Annotated in this window: 19 protein-coding genes; all 19 read right to left on the bottom strand. The window is 36.6% G+C overall.

The window, feature by feature from the left end; translation table 11 throughout:
- Nucleotides 1-55: 55 nt before the first annotated feature.
- Nucleotides 56-1075: a T9SS type A sorting domain-containing protein gene (locus tag IW16_RS13625; protein ID WP_034745114.1), complete on the bottom strand. Its 1020-nt coding sequence runs from the start codon at nucleotides 1073-1075 to the stop codon at nucleotides 56-58.
- A gap of 226 nt (nucleotides 1076-1301) precedes the next feature.
- On the bottom strand, nucleotides 1302-2468 hold the full coding sequence (locus tag IW16_RS13630; RefSeq protein WP_034745117.1) for a proline dehydrogenase family protein: 1167 nt from the start codon (nucleotides 2466-2468) through the stop codon (nucleotides 1302-1304).
- 64 nt (nucleotides 2469-2532) lie between these two features.
- The gene (locus IW16_RS13635; protein ID WP_034745118.1) at nucleotides 2533-3462 is read right to left on the bottom strand and encodes a UbiA family prenyltransferase; all 930 of its coding nucleotides are present in this window, start codon (nucleotides 3460-3462) and stop codon (nucleotides 2533-2535) included.
- 10 nt (nucleotides 3463-3472) lie between these two features.
- On the bottom strand, nucleotides 3473-4399 hold the full coding sequence (locus tag IW16_RS13640; RefSeq protein WP_034745120.1) for a mevalonate kinase family protein: 927 nt from the start codon (nucleotides 4397-4399) through the stop codon (nucleotides 3473-3475).
- Nucleotides 4400-4607: 208 nt separating this feature from the next.
- Entirely contained in the window at nucleotides 4608-6773 is a 2166-nt protein-coding gene (locus IW16_RS13645; protein WP_034745122.1) for a T9SS type A sorting domain-containing protein, read from the bottom strand.
- A 184-nt stretch (nucleotides 6774-6957) separates the two neighbouring features.
- Nucleotides 6958-8448, bottom strand: coding sequence for an MFS transporter (locus IW16_RS13650; RefSeq protein WP_034745124.1), 1491 nt, complete (start codon nucleotides 8446-8448; stop codon nucleotides 6958-6960).
- A 106-nt stretch (nucleotides 8449-8554) separates the two neighbouring features.
- Complete coding sequence (locus IW16_RS13655; RefSeq protein WP_034745126.1) at nucleotides 8555-9733, bottom strand: acetyl-CoA C-acyltransferase; 1179 nt, start codon at nucleotides 9731-9733, stop codon at nucleotides 8555-8557.
- A gap of 59 nt (nucleotides 9734-9792) precedes the next feature.
- Nucleotides 9793-10206: a carbohydrate kinase family protein gene (locus IW16_RS13660; RefSeq protein WP_131327893.1), complete on the bottom strand. Its 414-nt coding sequence runs from the start codon at nucleotides 10204-10206 to the stop codon at nucleotides 9793-9795.
- Nucleotides 10203-10607: a hypothetical protein gene (locus IW16_RS13665; protein WP_034745130.1), complete on the bottom strand. Its 405-nt coding sequence runs from the start codon at nucleotides 10605-10607 to the stop codon at nucleotides 10203-10205. Before IW16_RS13665 ends, IW16_RS13660 begins: the two co-directional genes overlap by 4 nt.
- A gap of 149 nt (nucleotides 10608-10756) precedes the next feature.
- Nucleotides 10757-11719, bottom strand: a complete 963-nt coding sequence (locus IW16_RS26135) for an RNA polymerase sigma factor (RefSeq protein ID WP_084694547.1) — start codon at nucleotides 11717-11719, stop codon at nucleotides 10757-10759.
- 115 nt (nucleotides 11720-11834) lie between these two features.
- On the bottom strand, nucleotides 11835-13217 hold the full coding sequence (locus IW16_RS13680; RefSeq protein ID WP_034745132.1) for a nucleoside permease: 1383 nt from the start codon (nucleotides 13215-13217) through the stop codon (nucleotides 11835-11837).
- A gap of 21 nt (nucleotides 13218-13238) precedes the next feature.
- Nucleotides 13239-13838: a bifunctional nuclease family protein gene (locus IW16_RS13685; RefSeq protein WP_034745133.1), complete on the bottom strand. Its 600-nt coding sequence runs from the start codon at nucleotides 13836-13838 to the stop codon at nucleotides 13239-13241.
- 171 nt (nucleotides 13839-14009) lie between these two features.
- Nucleotides 14010-14957, bottom strand: coding sequence for an electron transfer flavoprotein subunit alpha/FixB family protein (locus tag IW16_RS13690; protein ID WP_034745135.1), 948 nt, complete (start codon nucleotides 14955-14957; stop codon nucleotides 14010-14012).
- A 100-nt stretch (nucleotides 14958-15057) separates the two neighbouring features.
- Nucleotides 15058-15804 carry an electron transfer flavoprotein subunit beta/FixA family protein gene (locus tag IW16_RS13695; RefSeq protein ID WP_034745136.1) on the bottom strand — a complete coding sequence of 249 codons (747 nt, stop codon included), beginning with the start codon at nucleotides 15802-15804 and terminating at the stop codon, nucleotides 15058-15060.
- 154 nt (nucleotides 15805-15958) lie between these two features.
- Entirely contained in the window at nucleotides 15959-16663 is a 705-nt protein-coding gene (locus IW16_RS13700; RefSeq protein ID WP_034745138.1) for an SDR family oxidoreductase, read from the bottom strand.
- A 78-nt stretch (nucleotides 16664-16741) separates the two neighbouring features.
- Nucleotides 16742-17386: a T9SS-dependent choice-of-anchor J family protein gene (locus tag IW16_RS13705; protein WP_228376945.1), complete on the bottom strand. Its 645-nt coding sequence runs from the start codon at nucleotides 17384-17386 to the stop codon at nucleotides 16742-16744.
- A gap of 237 nt (nucleotides 17387-17623) precedes the next feature.
- The gene (locus IW16_RS13710) at nucleotides 17624-18541 is read right to left on the bottom strand and encodes a T9SS type A sorting domain-containing protein (protein ID WP_034745140.1); all 918 of its coding nucleotides are present in this window, start codon (nucleotides 18539-18541) and stop codon (nucleotides 17624-17626) included.
- Between the two features lie 138 nt (nucleotides 18542-18679).
- On the bottom strand, nucleotides 18680-20059 hold the full coding sequence (locus tag IW16_RS13715; RefSeq protein WP_034745141.1) for a dipeptidase: 1380 nt from the start codon (nucleotides 20057-20059) through the stop codon (nucleotides 18680-18682).
- 160 nt (nucleotides 20060-20219) lie between these two features.
- Nucleotides 20220-20498: a hypothetical protein gene (locus IW16_RS13720; RefSeq protein WP_034745142.1), complete on the bottom strand. Its 279-nt coding sequence runs from the start codon at nucleotides 20496-20498 to the stop codon at nucleotides 20220-20222.
- Between the last annotated feature and the right edge of the window lie 110 nt (nucleotides 20499-20608).

The following is a 20608-nucleotide window of genomic DNA, read 5'->3' on the forward strand; positions in this document are numbered from 1 at the left end:
AACCTGATCATAGAAAATGATCAGGATAAAAAATATTTGAAGAAGAAAACTAAAGCTATTGCTTTATTAATTTTGTGATTTTTGTAAGCCCACCTTCATTCTTTATTTTCAGAATGTAAATTCCTTTTGGCAGATCTGAAACATTATACTCTTCGGAACTTTTTATTGTTTTCAACAATTTTCCTGAAGTATCTATAATTTCGATAGAACTTATTTTGAGCTTTTCAGGATTGTTAATTCTGAAATTATCTTTTACCGGATTAGGATAAACCTGAACTCTGTTATCATATTGCATGGTCTCCTGTGTACCCAATGTTGTAGATGTAAAGGTAATTACAAAAGGCATATCCAAAGGATAATCCGGAGCACTCGTAGGGTTTCCATTATCTATTATAGGAGCCCAGGTTCCCAGAACAGCATCAAACTGTTTGGCATTAAAAGTGGGAAGCCCCCTGTTTCCTACAATAGTAACCGGAGGTAAAAAGCCACCACTGGCAGTAACGACGTTTTGCAACTGATATTTTACCCAATATGTTCCGGGATTTAAAGTAGTTGGAGTACTAGCAGTAACTTTCCATACCTTTCTGGTTGTTCCTGGTAAAGCATTCACTGGTACCGAACTGTTTCCGGTTCTGTACATATTGGCATCTGCTCCGACACTGAATCTGTTGGTTGTATCATCTCCGTAAACACTTACAGCGCCTGCTACCGACGGATCTGAGCTAAAAATATTAACCCTGACCGTATTAAAAGGAGCGGTTGTCCCTGTATAATTAGTCTGATAGGCAAAAAAGTCAATGGTAGTAACCTGCCAGCTTGATCCTGCTGGAACTGTAAAATCATCTGCAATAAAAAAACTTGCAGCAGCAGAACTGAATGTTCCTCCCAATCCAAGACTGGTATTAGACTCTGTTGTATTTCCTGTATTATTCTGAAGCTCAGACCAGGTATATCCTGCAGGTGCAGCAGTCCCGTTTTTTGAGGTTGCCCCCGTACTTAAACCTCCATTACTGTAGGTTTGTGCTAAGGTAAAGTTTACTGCCATCAAGGCAGCAATGAGTAATGTTTTTTTCATATATTAGTTTTTATTTGTTTTACCAAATATAGATCATTGCAATTAATTAAACAATAAAAAGTTCATATTTTTAACATATATACAATCTATTTTATATTTATTAGAATATTCAACAATAGAGGCTAACTATTGAAATTCATTACTCACATCATATTTTACTATACATCTATATATAAAAAATAGACCTGCAATTCTGCAGGTCTATTTGTGTATTTATTCTATATTACTATTTTTTACGTCTCTCCAGCTCTTTTTTAATAAGACCTAATTCTCTTCCTGTTTGTCCGGCCACGGAAGTATTTTCCCGTGCTCTTCTTGTAAGATATGGTACAACATCTTTTACTGGTCCATACGGAAGATATTTAGCCACATTATAGCCTTTATCTGATAGATAGAAGGAAATATTATCACTCATTCCGTAAAGTTGTCCAAAATAGATGTGTGGATTCCCGTTTTCAAGAGATTTGGACTTCATCTTATCCATGATCAGTTCAGATGAGATCTCATTATGAGTCCCAAAAAATGCCGATACTTTGTCAAGATGATTCATAACGAAATCGATCCCCGCATTATAATTCTTATCTGAAGATTCTTTGTTTGGCTGAATCGGGTCCGGATATCCCTTTTCCGCGGCTCTTGCTCTTTCTTTCTCCATGTAAGCACCACGAACGATCTTGTACCCGATAAAATAATTCTTTTCTCTTGCTCTCTGAAGATTTTCTTCCATATATTCCAGTCTACCCGTTCTGTACATTTGAATGGTATTCCAAACGATCGGTTTTTCCTGATTATATTTCTCCATCATCTCCTCACAAAGGTGATCTGCCGCATCCTGCATCCAGGTTTCTTCAGCATCTATCATCACTTTCTTATCATTTTCATGGCAAAGAGCACATACTTCATCAAATCTTTTTACAACTCTCGCCCATTCTTCCTTTTGACTGGAAGTAAGTTCAGCACCTTTTCCGACAGCTTCATAAAGATCAATTCTTCCAAAAGCGGTAGGTTTAAACACGATAAAAGGAATAGCAGGATTTCCAACTGAAAATCTGATGATATCCTTAATCTCTTTACATACTGCATCGAAAGTTTCCTCATCTTCCTTACCTTCAATTGAGTAATCAAAAATACTTCCTACTCCTCTCTTGAAAAGCTGTTTCACCACTTTCATACTCTCTTCCCTCGTTTCTCCTCCGCAGAACTGCTCAAATAATGTGCTTTTTACAATTCCGGTCACGAATGGAAAATTATTATGTACTGTAAAATTAAGAACAGAAGTTCCAAGGCTGGTAAGAGCAGGCTGTTCAATCATTTTAAACATCCAGTACGCCTTTCTCAATTGTGCATCAGACTTGTCTGCAAATGCAACTTTAGTATCGTTAAAAATGGGCATTCCTTTTTATTAAATTTAGTTTTGCAAAGGTAATAATAACCTCAGTTTATTTAAAGAAATTTTTCTATAATTTGTTCTCAATTCCATTCAAAAGCATTGCCATAATTCCTACAAAAACCCAAAACCTTAAAATGTTGAGTGTGAAGAATTTACTTTTCCTTGAAGAATCAAGCAAAAGATAAATACAGAGAATCATTACAAACAGACCACCCGTAAAGTAATAAGCCATAAAGCCTGTGATCCCTGTTTTGAGAATAAGTTTCATAGAAACCGCCATCGTAATGATCAGTAAAGAAATAATGATGATTTGTGTATTTCTGCTTTTGAAAAAGTTAGGAATTGTTGTATATCCGAACGCTTTGTCCACACTTTTGGTAAGCATATCTTTTACAATATCAATACACAGAAGAATCAGGAAAAGAAAAATAGCCATTAACAACACCTTTTTGGAAAAGGTTTCATAGTATACCATCATTCCAAAAAACGGATATAACGTAAGACTTACAAAAGTAAGATTATTGATGATCAGCAAACGGCTCAGTTTGTGACTGTAAAACCACATAAAAAACTGATATACCAAAAAAAAAGCGAAAACTTTATGGGAGATCATCCATGCTACACCAAGAGAAATTGCGGTAAGAGCCAGATAGGCATATAAAAAATATTTTTGCTTTATAAAACTCTGGATCCTGGTCCTGAAAGGTTTTACTACATGATCTTTTTCAAGATCATAAAACTGATTGATAATCCCGCCGGCCAGAATAGTAATCACTGTACAGAAAATAATGCCGTGTACTTTAAAATCAAAGACAAAATTTCTAAAGGTTTCATCCTGATTGAAAAGGAAAAAAGTAGAAACATACAGTGCGAAAGTAAGCAGTATAGCGACAAAAAATCTTGCACCAATCAGAAAGCCTACAAATTGTGATAATCTGTAAAATATAGATTTAGAGATGTAATTTTTGGATTGGAAATTTTCTTTTTCAGAATTCATTCCGATCTCTTTAAAATCTGTAAATCACTTCTTTCTGAAAACCGTCAAGCATTTTTTCGGCTTTCGCATAATCTTTAGTGAAGCCCAGAATGTATCCTCCACCACCGCTTCCACAGAGTTTCAGATAATAGGCATTAGAATCCAGTCCTTTTTTCCAGATATTGAAAATACTTTCAGGGATCATAGGACGGAAATGTTCGTATGCCCAATGAGAAAGTTTTTTTAAGTTTCTGAAGAACGGATTCATATCTTTTTTAAGAAAAGACTCGATACATGCATTGTTGTAACGGATGAATTCTTCTTTTAGTGTCTTACGGAAACCTTCCGTTTTCATTTTTTCAAAGAAGATTTGAATCATAGGTCCGGTTTCACCGGTTATACCACTGTCGATAAGAAATATGGCACCTTTGCCTTCCTCTCCTTCAGGAATAGAAACTCTATCCAGGTTTTCTCTGTTTTCGATAAGAATAGGCAGATTCATGTAACAGATCAGCGGATCCATTCCAGAACTTTTACCATGGAAATAACTTTCCATTTCTCCGAAAACATTTTTTAATTTTTTCAGATTATCTTTTGAGATTTGTTCAGGATCCAGTTTGCTAATCGCGTATTTTTCAAAAATAGCTGCCACTAAAGCTCCTGAACTTCCCACTCCATATCCCTGAGGAATATTGGAATCAAAGAAAAGTCCTGATGTAATATCATTTTTAAAGCGTTCAATATCCAACTTGAAATCGTCAGAAAGATTAAGCGCAGCAAGAAAATCAGAATATTTCTGCAGATGTCTGTTGGATTTAAGTTCAAATTCAGAGCTTAAATCTGAGAATTTAAGGGTGCCTTTGTAGAAACTGTAAGGCACTACAAGCCCCTGAGAGTCTTCAATCATCCCATATTCTCCGAACAGAATTATTTTTGCATAAAATAGAGGGTTCGTCATTTTGACAATAAATCTTTTTACAAAGTTATAATTATTCCGCTGAATATAAGCAAAACTCAAGCCGAATTGCAATTTATTTCAGGAAAGTAATCTCTCTGTTTCTAAATAATTTCAGTAATACTTACCTGTAGTACTGTTGAGAAAAGTTATAATAAACAAAAAAGCCTGAAACGATCAGACTTTTATTGCTTATTCATATAAAAAAGGATTACTGTTTTATTAATTTTTTACTGACTGTCTTTTTATCGGTTTCAATGGTTACAACATAATTTCCTTTCTGTAGAGAAGAAACATTGACTTCCTCTCTATCTCCTTTCAATGAATAGGAGGACAATACCAATCTTCCAGCTTCATCATAAATTTTATAAGATTTCAGAGCGTCTTTAGACGAAATGACGATTATATTTTTTGCCGGATTTGGATAAATACTTATCAAATTATTGCCAGCAACTGCATCATCAACCCGTAACACGCCACATGAAAAACCTGCTTTCCATCCATTTCCTGTTACTCCAGAATCAGATACAAACCTTACGGTAATAGCTCCTGAAGAATGGGTAGAAGTAAAAGGACCAGGTATTGTATCTCCTGTCAGATTATTTCCATTTGCAAATAATGGAGAACCTGTGGAAGGCCCGTTATAGACATACATAAAATCATAATCCTGTTCTAAAGCAAATTCTGTAAAAGTCATCGTAAGCGCTCCCGAGGAAGGATAAAATGTTTTAACGATCGTTTCACTATTTCCATAACCCGCTGTCTGACCGCCTGTATCTGTAAACAGAGCGCCATCACACCATACTGCATCCGTGAGAAAAACCTGAGTTCTTTGGTAAGCATTGGATCCTGAGCAGCTTGTTCCTACGGACAGCTGATAGTAAGTCGCAGGCTGGAGATTGTTAAAATTAAGCGCTTGCGAACTTATATTTCCAGACTCTACAAGAGTACCATCCATTTTGACAAGTTTATACTTCCAGGATGTAGAAACGGCATCAGTAAATGCTGCATTGGCTGAAATCTGGGTAATATTTGAAATATTCATCTGTGTAATTGTAGACGAACAAGCCGTAACACAATTGGTTCCCAAACACGGTTTTGAATCGACAGTATTTCTGATCAAAGCAGCAGGCTGTGGCCCAAAACCATTACTAAAACTAATTCCCACTCCCGAAACAAGATGACAGTAGCTCATAATTGATCCTTTCACTGTTGTAGAAGGAATAGGGCCTGTACACCCTTCGCTGTAGCCTGCCTGGGCTCCACATCCATCGATGGCTGTATTATTTCCGTTCCACTCACAGGCATGAGTATGAGGAGACCCTAAACTATGTCCCATTTCGTGGGTCATCGCCTGAATAGTCCACGAATATACAGGAACATTCGCATAGGTCTGAGAAATTCCTGAATAAGCATGTTTATAGGTTCCGCATAGAGAATTCACATATGCCATACTTGTGGTAGCCGGTGCATTGATCAGATGGGCAAGATCGCCGTTAAACGTTTGTCTGTTATTTCTAAAGCTGGAAAGATTGGCATTTGGGGTTCCAGTGTAGGGATCCTGTGTTGTCCAAATATTGATCTCATTTAATGCCACTTTGATATCATCATTGCTGTAAAGTGCCGCAATATTATTATGAACAGCGGTAAGCCAGTTTGTAGTGGTTGTCATATCAGAATTGTTATTTTGGTAGGGCTTAAAACATACCTCATAGTAAATTCTTACACAATTCTCTGTGATTGCTTTTTTGCCTGCATTTGGGTCGAAGGAGATGTTTTTAGCCTGATTCTCTTTCAGTTCATCCACGCCACAGACAAAAGGATTAGCTCCTGTAAGTTTAGATTCTGAATAACTTACAAAATCTTCCGCATTTTTTGCTTTTCCAAGAACTACATTTCCAAGGTCAGAAGTGGATGCTACTCCTACAATATCATTATTAAAGAAGCTGAAAGCTGCAATAGAAGTATTATCTCCCTTTACAATTCCAATATAATAAGCACCGGGAGTATAGTTTACAATCTCCCCTTTGTTGGTAACAACCTTAAAATCATTCGTGAAGATTTGATTTTTATACAACTCCACAGTGATCTGTTGATCCCCATTAAAAGGAAAGCTTATTTCTAAATATTCAGGCCTTTCGTTCAGCAGTCTTCTCAGTTCAGCAGATTTTGCCTTGATGACTGTAATATCTGTAGCAGCTCTTTTATACTCCGCGAGTTTCGGAGAAGCCTTATTAGTCTCAAACAAATCATACTTCTGAAAATTGTTTTTCTCCGCATGATATTCAGAAATTTTTTGGGCAACAGGTCTCAGCTGTTGGGAAAAACCAACCACAAAGCATTGCAGCAGGCATAGCAATAGGATTTTTCTTATCATTTTCACTTAATTAGATTTAAAAATAAACAAAAAAAAATCAAAATACAGTGAATAATAATTCAAGATTTAAGTCTGATTCTTATTCAATTTATAATAATCAAAGAATTTGATATGAATATGTAATTTAGAGACAATAGAATTGAAAGGCAATAAAAAAGGCGTTATCAAATAACGCCTTTCAAATTTATAAAGTATCTCTTTCTTTCAACATACTGACTTTTAAAAATCGAATCAGGATAAGTCCTGTTGCGAAAAACAAAGTCATTGAAAGCGCTGCGATACGCATATTATTAAAATGCTCAATCAATGTTGCGAATATGAATGTTCCAATAATGATCGCTATTTTTTCAAGCACATCATAGAAACTGAAATAAGTGGTATTTTCCATAGAATCTTCCGGAAGAAGCTTTGAATAGGTCGATCTCGACATCGCCTGAAGTCCGCCCATTACCAATCCTACAACTGCTGCCACCCCATAAAACTGATATTCCACAGTAGGATTTTCTTTATTAAGGAAGTATGCCCAAAGACAGGCTACAATCCATAATACAATAGCAATAGAGATTACATTCTTATTTCCAATTTTTCTCGATAGTCTGGAGAATATCACTGCTCCGATGATCGCTTCGATCTGAATGACCAAAAGGGTTCCAATCAATTTATCCTGAGCAAGGTTGATCTCACTTTTTCCGAATAAAGTAGCCATTAGAAAAATGGTCTGCATTCCGACACTGTAAAAGAAGAAGCTGGAAAGGAAGAATTTTAAATTTTTATCTTTAAACAATACTCCCCCTACCTTAAACAGTTCATGGAAACTTTCTTTGGCAATATCTTTGTAAAAGCTCATATTGTCTTTCAGAACTTCAAAGAAACCGCCCTGCTCTTCATGTTTTTTAAAGATGTTTTTATAATTCAGAAGCACCAGATCTTTAGGCAGTTTTTCTTTAACATCCCCAAACTGAGGAAGGTGTTTAAAAGTATATTGGGAAAACCCGAACCACCATGCACCAGTTAACAGAAAGCTTATTCTTGTAAATAAAAGCTGCTGCGCTGCCCCTTTTGCGAAAACCTGAATCAGTACAAGACAGATCACCACAAGAACTACAGACCCCAGATATCCATAGACGTATCCTTTCGCAGAAAGTGCATCCTGTTTATCCCGTGTTGCAATATCCGGCAGAAAGGAGTTATAAAACACCAAACTTCCCCAGAACCCTACACTTGCTGTAATACTGAAAAGGAGCCCTAGAAATACATTGTGCATTCCGGTAAACATGGCCAGTCCCATACATGAGGTAGCCCCAAGGTAGCAGAAAAACTGCAGGAATGATTTTTTATTTCCAATGGTATCTGCCAGTGAAGACAGGAATGGAGAAAGCAATACGACAATAAAGAAGGATATGGTAAGTGAATATCCATATACTGCATCGGGTTGGTATTCTCTACCGAAAATCTTGATCATGTGTCTTACCGGAACATCAATCCATGATTTTGTTTCCTCCACATACTCTTTTTTCTCATAAGCAGTAGTTAGAATGGAATAGTAAATAGGAAAGATTGTAGAGGTAATGACCAATGAATAAACAGAATTAGCCCAGTCGTATACTGCCCAGGCTTTCATAATCCGTGGATTATTCTTTATGTTTTGAGGTTGTTGATTCTCAATTTCAGACATTTCAAATAAATATTAGTAGCACAAAAATAGAAAAACCATTAAGAAATCGATTAGAATTTAGGAAAATTATCGATTCCTTAATGGTAAAATATTGTTTGAAAGAATATTACATATTTTCAATTACAATAGCAGATGCTCCACCACCACCGTTACAGATAGCTGCAGCACCGTATTTTGCATTATTCTGCTTCAATACATTGATCAGCGTCACGATGATTCTGGAACCTGAACTTCCCAGTGGATGTCCAATAGCTACTGCTCCTCCGTTTACGTTAACTTTTGATGCGTCAAGTTCTAAGATCTTATTGTTGGCAAGACCTACTACAGAGAATGCCTCATTAAATTCGAAGAAATCAATATCAGAAATCTCTAAACCTGCCTTTTTAAGTGCAATTGGTAAAGCCTTTGAAGGAGCAGTTGTGAAGTTTTCAGGCTCCTGAGCTGCGTCAGCATACGAAACAATTTTCGCTAAAGGCTTAAGGCCCAGTTCTTCCATTTTTTCTTTAGATACAAGGATCAAAGCAGAAGCACCATCATTTAAAGTAGATGCATTAGCTGCTGTCACTGTACCGTTTTCTTTCTTGAATACAGTAGGAAGCGTAGGAAGTCTGTCGAAATTCACAGCTTTGTACTCTTCATCTTCTGAAAAAACAATCGGATCACCTTTTCTCTGAGGGATCTCAACTGATACTACTTCTTCTGCAAATTTACCTTCACTCCATGCTTTTGCAGATCTTTTGTAAGATTCTATTGCAAAATTATCCTGGTCTTCTCTGGAAATACTGTAATCTACTGCACATTTTTCTGCACATACTCCCATATGTACTTTGTTGTAGACGTCTGTAAGACCGTCCAGCACCATTCCATCCTGCATTTTGATATCACCTAATTTGGTGGCAACTCTTGCATTATAATAATGGGGAACCATAGACATATTTTCCATACCTCCTGCAACAATCACATCAGCATCACCAGCTTTAATAGCCTGTGCAGCCATAGTTACTGCTTTCATTCCTGAAGCACATACTTTATTGACTGTAGTAGAAGGTGTCTCAATAGACAGACCTGCACCTAAAGCTACCTGACGTGCCGGTGCCTGGCCCTCTCCTGCCTGCAGTACATTTCCCATATAGATCTCCTGAACATTTTTAGGATCAAGATTGATTTTGTCTAATGCTCCTTTTACAGCAGCAGATCCCAGCTTTGTAGCAGGAACGGTTGAAAGGCTTCCCATAAAACTCCCAATAGGTGTTCTTACTGCGGAAACGATGAATACTTCTTTCATGTGTATTAAATTTTGACTTTTTTTAACGAAATGACGCCTTCCGGCTTCATTATACTATACTATTTTTTCACTTTTACGTAGATAATCTCAAACTGGCTTTTTTCAATTCTGGACTGTACTTTCACCAGGTTATCCTGAGTTTCTACAATTTTATTACTGAAAACATCTCCTATCTGTACAGGATCATCTTTCTCTGTCTTCTCCAGGACAATTGCTTTGTAATTGCAATCATCTACAAAAACAAGTGTAGATTTGATATAATCTTTCCCATTGTTGAAATATTCGGTCTGAACATTGTCTTTTATGGTCATGTGCCATATTCCTTCAGGGTAATTGGCACGCAGAAACTTTCCGTCTCTTATGTTTTTACATTTGGCAGGTTGATCAGGCTTATCAAATGATGTTTTTTGAGATTTAACCTGTGAAAACACCAGCATGAATAAAGCAGCTGATATTGTGTTTAAATGCTTCATATCTGTGTCCTGTTATTTACTTTTTTACTGCCTATTGCGAAAACCATAAGGAAAGCTCCTAAAAATTCCACAGCCCAACCCCACTTTAGTTTTACAACTCCGGCAAAAGCCTCGCGCCATGATTTAAAAGGTAGAAAGCTGAAATAATCCAGAGACTGCATCTTTACTGCAACCAGTGTGAATGCAAACAACAGGATCAGCAATACGCCAAAAAACCTTACCACTTTCGGATTGTTATTGACAATTCCAAAAACAGCACAGGCAGCAAAAATCCAGCATGCAATAGCCAGATAGTGATCTAGCTTCCAGTAGTTCCAGTTTCCTATTATAGGAACATGAACAAGAGGCAGAAAACTGCCTACGACCACTAATATTAATCCTAATAACTGAATATTTTTCATATTTACTAAAGTGCCAAAATACAAAAAAAAACACACTTATAAACAGTGTGTTTTAAAAACGGGTGATTGGCGTACAAACATTTGTTAGTATCAATAAAAACTGATTAAAATTAAATTATATTTAAAAAAGGCATTATTTTATTATCTAATTAAAAAATGATATTCACAAATTCTATTCCAATCTGAACTCCATATTTATTCTTCAGAAGTGCACTCTCATTAAATACCGGTGTAAAATCTTTCTGAACAAAAACTTTAAAGCTTCCATAGCTTACTCCAAATTTTCCACCGACAATAAAATCATTCACTCCATGCATAATCCGCTCTCTTTCTACGATTCTCCTGGAATTTTCGTTTGAATATCTTAGATAGTTTACGCTGCCCACTCGCACGCCTCCATAAACTCCCATTACCAGACTCAGCTGCCTTTTTCTGTTATCAAGATACTGAACTCCTTCATATTCAATATATTTTGGATTCAAGACAAATCTCAAATCTACAGGCATATAGATATACGTATTATTAAACTGGTTTCTTTTTAAATCACTCCGGTCAAAGTCATCTACGAATAAAGAATTATTTTCCTGTTTAAAAACCTTTCCGTACTTGGGTACATACTGATCAAATCTAATCCCTAATAGCTGGCTTTTACTTGTGCCTTCTGAAATATTCAGAATTTCTGCGATCTCCTGATGTTTTTTTTCTTCAAAAACATATAAGTTAAAGATCAGTCTATATCCTGTCGGCATCTGTGAAAATATTTCTTCAATATTGATTTCACAAAGCCGATCATCGATATCTTCCTCAGAATAGTCATCTGCAATTTCTATATCAGCATATAGAATATTTCGGCTCTTCCTGACAAAACTTATAGAATCATTGACCACAATTTTTCTCAGCCAGAAAGGAAAACTCTTCCAGTCTCTGCATTCGGTCAACCTCGTAAAGCACTTCATAAATGCGTTTATCAAAATGTCTTCAGCGTCATGAAGATTGTTTGTATAAGAATTTGACATGGCCAGCATTTTTGCCGAAAACATCTCATATAGAGCTTTCTGTGCCTTCCGGTCCTGTTTTTTAGCCAGTAAAAAATTCTTTTCGAGGTTCTCCATGTATCGGTTTCTATCTATAAGACGGGGTTTATTCTAAAAGGTTGCCCGAAAATAAAAAAAATTGCACCTTTTTTCAAAAGTGCAATTTAATATTTTAAGAATCAGATCAGTAGAATTAATGTTTCACTGAAGAAACTTCTTCCGGATTGTGTTTATGTCTGAATAAGATAGCGAAGAATATGGCAAGAATCAATGCATAGATTGCAAAAGAGAGCCATATATTCTGCCAGTCTTTTACCATTACTACAGATGAAAGTGTTCCATCACTGTTCACTGCCGAGTTAAAACTATTTTTAAGGATTTCCAGAAAAGTAGGATTGTCTGCTGTGGTGTCCAGATAAGCGGACAGATCTGAAACGTTTGTAAATTTGTGTGTAAAAAACTTATCAATCGCCCAGCCTGCAAGGTAGCTTCCGAAAAGAGCTCCAAAACCGTTGGTCATCATCATGAATAACCCCTGAGCAGATGAACGTATCTTTTTATCAGTAGTTGTTTCCACAAAAAGAGAACCTGAGATATTAAAGAAGTCAAATGCCATTCCATATACAATACAAGAAAAGATGATCAGTGAAAGTCCAAATCCGTCCGGAACACCGTACGCAAAGAACCCAAACCTAAGCACCCAGGCCAGCATTGACATCAGCATAACTTTTTTAATTCCGAATTTCTTCAGAAAGAAAGGAATGGCCAGAATAAATAAGGTCTCAGAAACCTGAGAAATGGACATAATAATGGTAGATCTCTGTACTACAAATGAATCTGCATATTTTGGAAAATGAGAAAACTCACTTAAGAATACGTCTCCATAGGCATTAGTCAACTGAAGCGCAGCACCTAACAGCATTGAGAACAGGAAGAACAAAGCCATTTTATAACTTCCGAAAAGCTTAAACGCATTAAGCCCCAATTGTTCAAATAACGGAGCACTTTTATCAATTAGCTTCTGAGGTGGACATTTTGGTAAAGTCAGGGCATAAATTCCTAAAAATATAGCAATAGCTCCTCCGATATAAAACTGTCCTTCTGTTGCTTTGTTTCCTGTAAGATTAGTGATCCACATGGCCACAATAAACCCTATCGTTCCCCATACCCTGATTGGTGGGAAATCTTTCACTACATCATGATTACTGTTTTTCAGGATGGTGTAAGAAATGGAATTTGCAAGTGCAATGGTCGGCATATAAAAGCACATTGCCAGAAGCATTAGCCAAAAGAAAGAATTAGGATCAGCGGAATGAGGCAGTATAAAAAGTATAATACCGTAAAGGATGTGCAGTACCGAAAAGATACGCTCTGCATTGATCCAGCGGTCTGCAATAATTCCGGTGAGGGTCGGCATAAAAATAGAAGCTATTCCCATTGTTCCGAAAACGGCTCCAAACTGGGCTCCTTCCCAGTGTTTTGTACCGAACCAAAAATTAGCCATCGTAATCAGCCATGCTCCCCAGACAAAAAACTGGAGAAAACTGAGGATGGTCAGTCGTAATTTTAAATTCATAGTTTAGTATAAAGTGTCTCTTTAGTCAATTTTTTTTTTCCTTCTCTTAATTTCTTCCTGAATTTCCAAAGCGGTATCGAAGTCTTCTTCTTTTACGGCTTCGTCAAGTAATTTTTGAAGTTCTTCCATAGAAACAGCCTTCAGATTATCTTCTGACTGTACAGTTTCTGAGAATGGCTGTTCTTCCTTTGAAACATCTTCCAGTTCCAGAAGAATTCCTGCTTCATTTAGAACCTGCTGTGTCGTAAAAATAGGCGCGTCAAATCTTACGGCCATTGCTACAGCATCAGAAGTTCTTGCATCAAGAATGAGCTCTTCGTTATTAGCTTTATTTTTGAAATTGATATTTGAAAAAAATACGCCATCTACGATTTGGTAGATAATTACTGAAACCAATTCATAATTGGCGGAAACTATAAATTTTGTGAATAAATCATGGGTAAGTGGACGCGGCGGATGGATGTCTTTTTCCAATCCGAGTGAGATGGACTGAGCCTCGAAATTTCCTATAACAACAGGTAATTTTATATGTGTCTCTTCATGTTCCAGTAACAAAGCGTAAGCCCCCGATTGAGTCTGGCTGTACGATATTCCGCGAATAATTAGCTGCTTATAATCCATAGCTACAAATATAGATTAATTTTTTATTTGGATTTTAGTTTTTACGCAAAAATAAAAGCCCGGAAAAGCCCGAGCTTTTATTTTATAATTGGATTGTATATTGTGAATTAACCTCCTTTCAGTATTACAATTCATTACTGACCGGTAAAGTAAAATTCACCATTAACTTTTTTACCCTTTGATTGCTTTAATTTTTTCCGTTAATGCAGGAATAATCTGGAATGCATCTCCCACTACTCCATAATCAGCCGACTTGAAGAATGGTGCTTCAGCATCGTTATTGATTACTACGATCGTTTTAGAAGAGTTTACACCAGCCAAGTGCTGGATAGCTCCTGAAATACCTACAGCGATATAAAGGTTTGGTGAAATTGCTTTACCCGTTTGCCCTACGTGCTCTGTGTGAGGTCTCCAGCCGATATCAGAAACAGGCTTAGAACATGCTGTAGCAGCTCCAAGAACATTAGCCAGATCTTCGATCATTCCCCAGTTTTCAGGACCTTTCATCCCTCTTCCTGCAGAAACCACGATTTCAGCTTCTTTAAGGTCTAATTTACCTGAGCTCTGCTCGTGAGAAATCACTTTAGTATCTTCGTTAGCTACTGAAAGATTTTTAACTTCTTCTGAACCTGATACTGCATTTTCTTTTACTCCAAAAGCATTCTGTGAAACTGTGATGATCACACCATTTCCTTCAGCTTTTGCATGCATAAATCCTTTACCGGAGAATGCTCTTCTCTTTACCTGAAATGGAGAAAGACTTTCCGGTGCTTCCAAAACATTGGTAATTAAAGAAAAGTTCTTCATTACTGCAAGCATTGGAGCAATAGAAGAAGCGTCTGTAGTGTGAGGGAATACGATTGTGTTTCCATCTGCCACTTCACTTACAGCCTGAGCAAATGCTTTTGCTGAAAAGCTTTTAAGACCTTCATCTTTGATGTTGATAACGTTTGATGCTCCATATTTGTACAACAAATCTGAAGAATCTGTTGGGTTTACAGAGATTGCCGTAACGGTATCTCCAGCCTGATCTGCAACTGCTTTAGCATAAGAAACTGCTTCAAAAGCTGCTTTTTTGTAAACTCCATTTATATTTTCTGCGTATACGAATACTGCCATTTTAAAAATAATTTAAAGATTAAAAAATTTAAGGATTAAAAAGATGGGAGTCAGACTGGGAAACGTTAAGCTTCCGGCTCCAACTTCCTGCTTTTAATTTTTAGATCACTTTAGCTTCTTCGTGAAGTAATCTTACTAATTCATCCAGGTTGTCAGGAGAAACCATTTTCACGGCAGCTCTAGGTGGTACGCTGTCATAAGAAACTCCCTGTACTTTTACTTCAGAAGAAGTTGGCTCTACCACTTGTAAAGGCTTCGTTCTCGCAGACATAATCCCTCTCATATTCGGGATGATAAGATCTTTTTCATCTACCAATCCTTTTTGTCCTGCGATGACAGCAGGTAACTTTACTGATATCGTTTCTTTTCCACCTTCAATTTCTCTTACAGCAGTAGCTTCGCTTCCATTTACATCCAATCCTACAGATGCATTAACGAATGGCTGATTCAATAACTGAGCGACCATTCCCGGTACAGAACCGCCGTTATAATCGATGGATTCTTTTCCGCAAAGGATAAGGTCATATCCTCCGTTTTGAGCTACAGAAGCAATTTCTTTTGCTGTAGAATAGCTGTCTTTAGGGTCTAGGTTTACTCTTACTGCATCGTTGGCACCAATAGCTAATGCTTTTCTGATTACCGGTTCTGTAGCAGCATCTCCTACGTTGATTACTGTTACAGTTGCACCCTGAGATTCCTGAAGTTTAACCGCTTTAGTCAATGCAAATTCATCTAAAGGATTGATTACCCACTGAATTCCATTTTTGTCGAAAGCAGATTTATCTGCCGTAAAGTTAATCTTGGAAGTAGTATCTGGAACACTACTGATACAAACTAATATTTTCATGTGTACTATTTTATTTTTTCCCTTTTCTGCATAAAAAACCTTACTGTTTTATGCCGGGATTTTGTTATATTTTACTTTTGCTAATATAATTAAAAAATATATTATGCATGCATAATACTTATTTTTTTACTATTCAATACATTAAATGCATTTACTAAGCTGGTTTTGTTGCCCTAAACTCTATCTTACTTGGCAAAACACGAGGGTTCATCTTTAAAATATCAAGAACCAGATTCCCCATATCTTCTGGCTGAATCTTCCAGTTATCTTTTTCTGAAGGAACATTTCCGTTAAAATTTGTAGCAACCGATCCCGGCATAATAACTGTGGATTTGATATTATATTTTCTAAGATCAATCATCGCTGCCTGGGTAAATCCTACAACTCCAAATTTAGAAGCATTATATCCTGTTCCGTTTTCAAAGAAATTGGCACCTGCAAGGCTTGAAACCGTAATATAGTAGCCTTCGGTCTTTTTTAGCTCCTCTACAGAAGCTTTTAAGGTATAGAAAGCTCCGGTCAGATTAGTCTCTATCATATCATTCCATTCCTGTGCAGTCAGTTCGTCTACAGGTTTAAATATTCCCAATCCGGCATTGGCAATGACAAAATCCAGTCTTCCAAATTTAGCAATGGTAGATTTCACAGCCTCTTCTTCACTTTCCAGACTTCTTACATCTGAAACAATCCCAAAAACATTCTCTGAATACTGCTTAAGATCTTCTTCAGCTTTTTCCACATCATCACGCTTACGCCCTGAAAATGCTACTGAAATACCGTTTTCCAAAAGTATTCTGGCTATTCCGAAACCAATTCCTTTGGTTCCACCCGTTATATAAGCTACTTTATTTTCTGGCATACTGTTTAATTTTAATGCTCTAAAATAACAAAAACGCTCCAAATGGAGCGTTCTATAAGTACTAAGATTTATCAGGTCTTATTTTTTGATGAATTTCTCGGTGGTCTTACCTTCTTTTGTCACTATATTAATGATATAGCTTCCAGCATTAAGATTCTGTACATTAACTTTGTCACCATTCAAGTTTGCGTCAACTTTTCTTCCTGCAACATCAAAAATTTCCACACTGTTAATTTTTGAGTTAGATTTTACATTTAGGATATCAGAAACCGGATTAGGATAAACAGAGCTTACAGATGATGTTTTCGCCACTTCAGAAGTACCCAAAGTACCTGTTGTAGTCACTTTAAAGTCATCAATAAATAAAGCAAACTGATCATCAGAAACACACTGTATCGCAATGTATACATTTTGTCCGGCATAGGCATCAAGATTAAAAGTATGCTGGTTCCACTCCACAACAGAAGGAGTTACAATAACATTGGTATTGATTTTTGTAAAACTTGCCGTTGCAGTATTTGTCGTAGAAACCCATACATTGAATTTTTCAAGTCCATAATCCTCATGGATTGATTTTGCCCAAAAACTAAGACTGTTTCCTGTAGATCCCAACTTCATCTGCGGACTGATTAACCAATCATTGTTCACACGTGGAGCCGGGGCGCTGGCATCAAAACAAGCCATCGCTTTATTTCCCGTCCTTGCTGCCGTTTGAGTAGATATTGTCGCAGGAACAACCTATCAAAAAAAGCACAGATAACCCAACAATATGAGCCAAATACATACAATATTTTATTTTTTAATTTTTGAAGATCACACAATGCATAAATGATATTTCTACAATCATAAGCATTAAACAATATTTTAACTGAAGAATCTATAAATATCAGTAATATTCACCAAACCATGAAAAACAACTTAGCAAAGGAAAGAAAATCAGATTGATATCTGTTCTTCTTCCTATTTCTTTATAAATTTTTCAGAAAAGTTTTCACCATCTGTTTTTATATTAACCCAATACAGCCCTGCATTAAGAGAAGTTACATCTACCCGGTCATTTTTCAGAGTTGCCTCAACCTTTTTTCCGACAGAATCGTATACTTCGATACTCTTTATCTTACCAGACGAACTGATCTTAATAAAATCAGTGGCAGGGTTCGGATATACTCTAACTGTATTATTATTAACCGTACTGTTTGATACAGATAACATTGCCTGGTTATAGATTTTAATATTATCAATATAAGCAACGCCTTCAGTGTTATCATGTACGAAACGAAGCTGATCGATATTCAGTTCTTCCGCTGCCGTACCAGAATAAATTAAAGTTTCATTTAAATAATATTTAATATCTGCAGCAGTTCCAACAATCTTCATTCTATACCATGAATTAGGAGACCAGCTGGAAGATGTAGATTCCATGGAAGAAATTCCCGAAAAATTTTTAAGGACTTTAACAACTCCTGAATTATCAAAATCCAATCTCACGACATATTTCTCATCAGCACTACGCAATGCCTGAAAACTAAATATAGATCCTTGAAGCTGAGACATATTCATGTCAAATGAAACAGTAAAATTATTATGGGAAAGTAAAACCGGAAGATTATCAAATGCTCCGATAATAGGAATAGATTGCGTCCCATATGTATTTTCTTTTACAATTTTGAGTGAATTGGAACCATGCGTTGCATTATCAGTGCAAATAACCTGATGAAGCACATTAGGAGGTTCATCACCAGTTGGAGTACTAATCCAGGTTCCCTGTCCTTGAATATCTCCCGCGTAAAATCCATCTGAATTTTCAAAGGAAACGATCTGCTGTGCAAAGGAAACTATTGAAAACAAGCATGCTGCGATTGAGTAAATTTTTTTCATAGTATTATTTTTAGGTTGAACTAAAAATAAACACATACATTATGTAAAAAAATATCATTTGGTAGGGATATTATCATAAAAAAGCATAAAGCGCTCCGATGTCGAAACGCTTTATGGATTATACTTACAAAATATTAATTATTTTGAATAGTTCTCGAAGAATAATGGTATACTTTCAATTCCTTTGTAGAAATTAAACAGTCCGTAATGTTCATTCGGCGAGTGAATTGCATCTGAATCCAGTCCAAAGCCCATCAATACAGACTTAGCACCCAATACTTTTTCAAACATCGATGTAATCGGAATACTTCCTCCACTTCTGTATGGAAGAACTTCTTTTCCAAATGCTGTTTCCATAGCTTTTTTGGCAGCTAAGAATTCTTTGGTATCACTTGGCAGAACGTAAGGCATACCTCCATGATGAGGCGTAACTTTCACTTTTACGTTATCAGGAGCTATTTTTTCGAAATATTTAGTAAATTTTTCTGTAATTTCTTCCGGAGTCTGATAAGGAACCAGACGCATTGAAATTTTAGCAGAAGCCTTAGAAGGAATTACTGTTTTTGCACCTTCTCCTGTATATCCTCCCCAAATACCGTTACAGTCTAAAGTAGGACGAATTGATGTTCTTTCCAGGGTTGTATAGCTTTTTTCACCTTCCACTCCATTAAGTCCGATAGATTTCTTGAATTCTTCAGGATTATCCTTTAGTTTGTTCATATCTGCTCTTTCAGCATCAGATACAGTTTCTACATTGTCATAGAATCCATCAATGGTAATATGTCCGTCTTCGTCAATCAGCTTCGCAATCATTCTTGAAAGAACATGGATCGGGTTTGGAACTGCACCTCCGTAAAGCCCTGAATGCAGGTCTCTGTTGGGGCCTTCAATCTCCACCTCCACATAACTTAATCCACGTAATCCTGTAGTAACCGTAGGCTGTTCGTTGCTGTAGATATGAGTATCGGAAATCAGAATACAATCGCAAGAAAGTTTTTCTTTATTTTCATTGACAAAATCTCCCAGGCTCACAGATCCTACTTCTTCTTCTCCTTCTAATATAAATTTTACGTTACAAGGAAGAGTATTGGTCTTCATCATTGCTTCAAAAGCCTTTAAATGCATAAAAAACTGTCCTTTATCATCGGCTGAACCCCTGGCGAAGATTGCTCCTTCAGGGTGAAGTTCTGTTTTTTCAATATAAGGTTCGAAAGGAGGTTTTCTCCACAATTCCAACGGATCTGCAGGCTGTACGTCGTAATGTCCGTATACCAGTACCGTAGGAAGGTTTTTATCTAAAATTTTCTCTCCAAAAACGATTGGGTATCCTTTTGTTCCACATACTTCAACATGATCGGCACCAGCATTTTTAAGATATTCTGCACAAACGTCTGCACATTTCAATACATCATTTTTATAAGCCGGATCTGCAGAAATAGAAGGAATTCTCAATAACTCAAATAATTCATCGACGAAACGCTGTTTGTTTTCGTTAATGTAATTTAATGTCTCTTGCATTTTAAAAATTTGTTTTGTTAAAAATAAAAAAATTGGTCTGCAGCAGCAAACAAAAACAGATAATTTTCTAAAGAACTGTTATTATTCAGGAGGATGCAGGCTTCAGTACAAAAAATGTCCTGCATCTCGGCAGGACATTTTTTATATTGTGTACTAGTAATTAGTGTTCAGCTTTTGGAGTTTTATCAGCTTCAGCAGGCTTCACGGCAGCAGTACTGTCTGTTTTAGGAGCTGCAGCTTCGTGCTTTTCAGCAGGAGCCACCTCTTTATGTCCTGCAGCAGCTTCATGACCGTGTGCTTCACCTCCACCCTGTACGTCGTCAGAATATCTTTCTACTCCTTCTTCCAGTTTCAGAGTATTCTTGTTTCCTCCTGCCTGGATCTTTTTACAGCTTACGGCTACAGTTGCAACGGCCAAACATATAATTAATTTTTTCATATGTAAAATTTATTTTTTAAAGGTCGTATGGAATCGCATTATTTTAGCCGGTTATGATTATTTTAACAGCAAGCGATTTCATGCTTAAATTTTTGATTTCCCAAAATTAA

The sequence above is a fragment of the Chryseobacterium vrystaatense genome, from assembly GCF_000737765.1.
Taxonomy (GTDB): Bacteria; Bacteroidota; Bacteroidia; order Flavobacteriales; family Weeksellaceae; genus Chryseobacterium; species Chryseobacterium vrystaatense.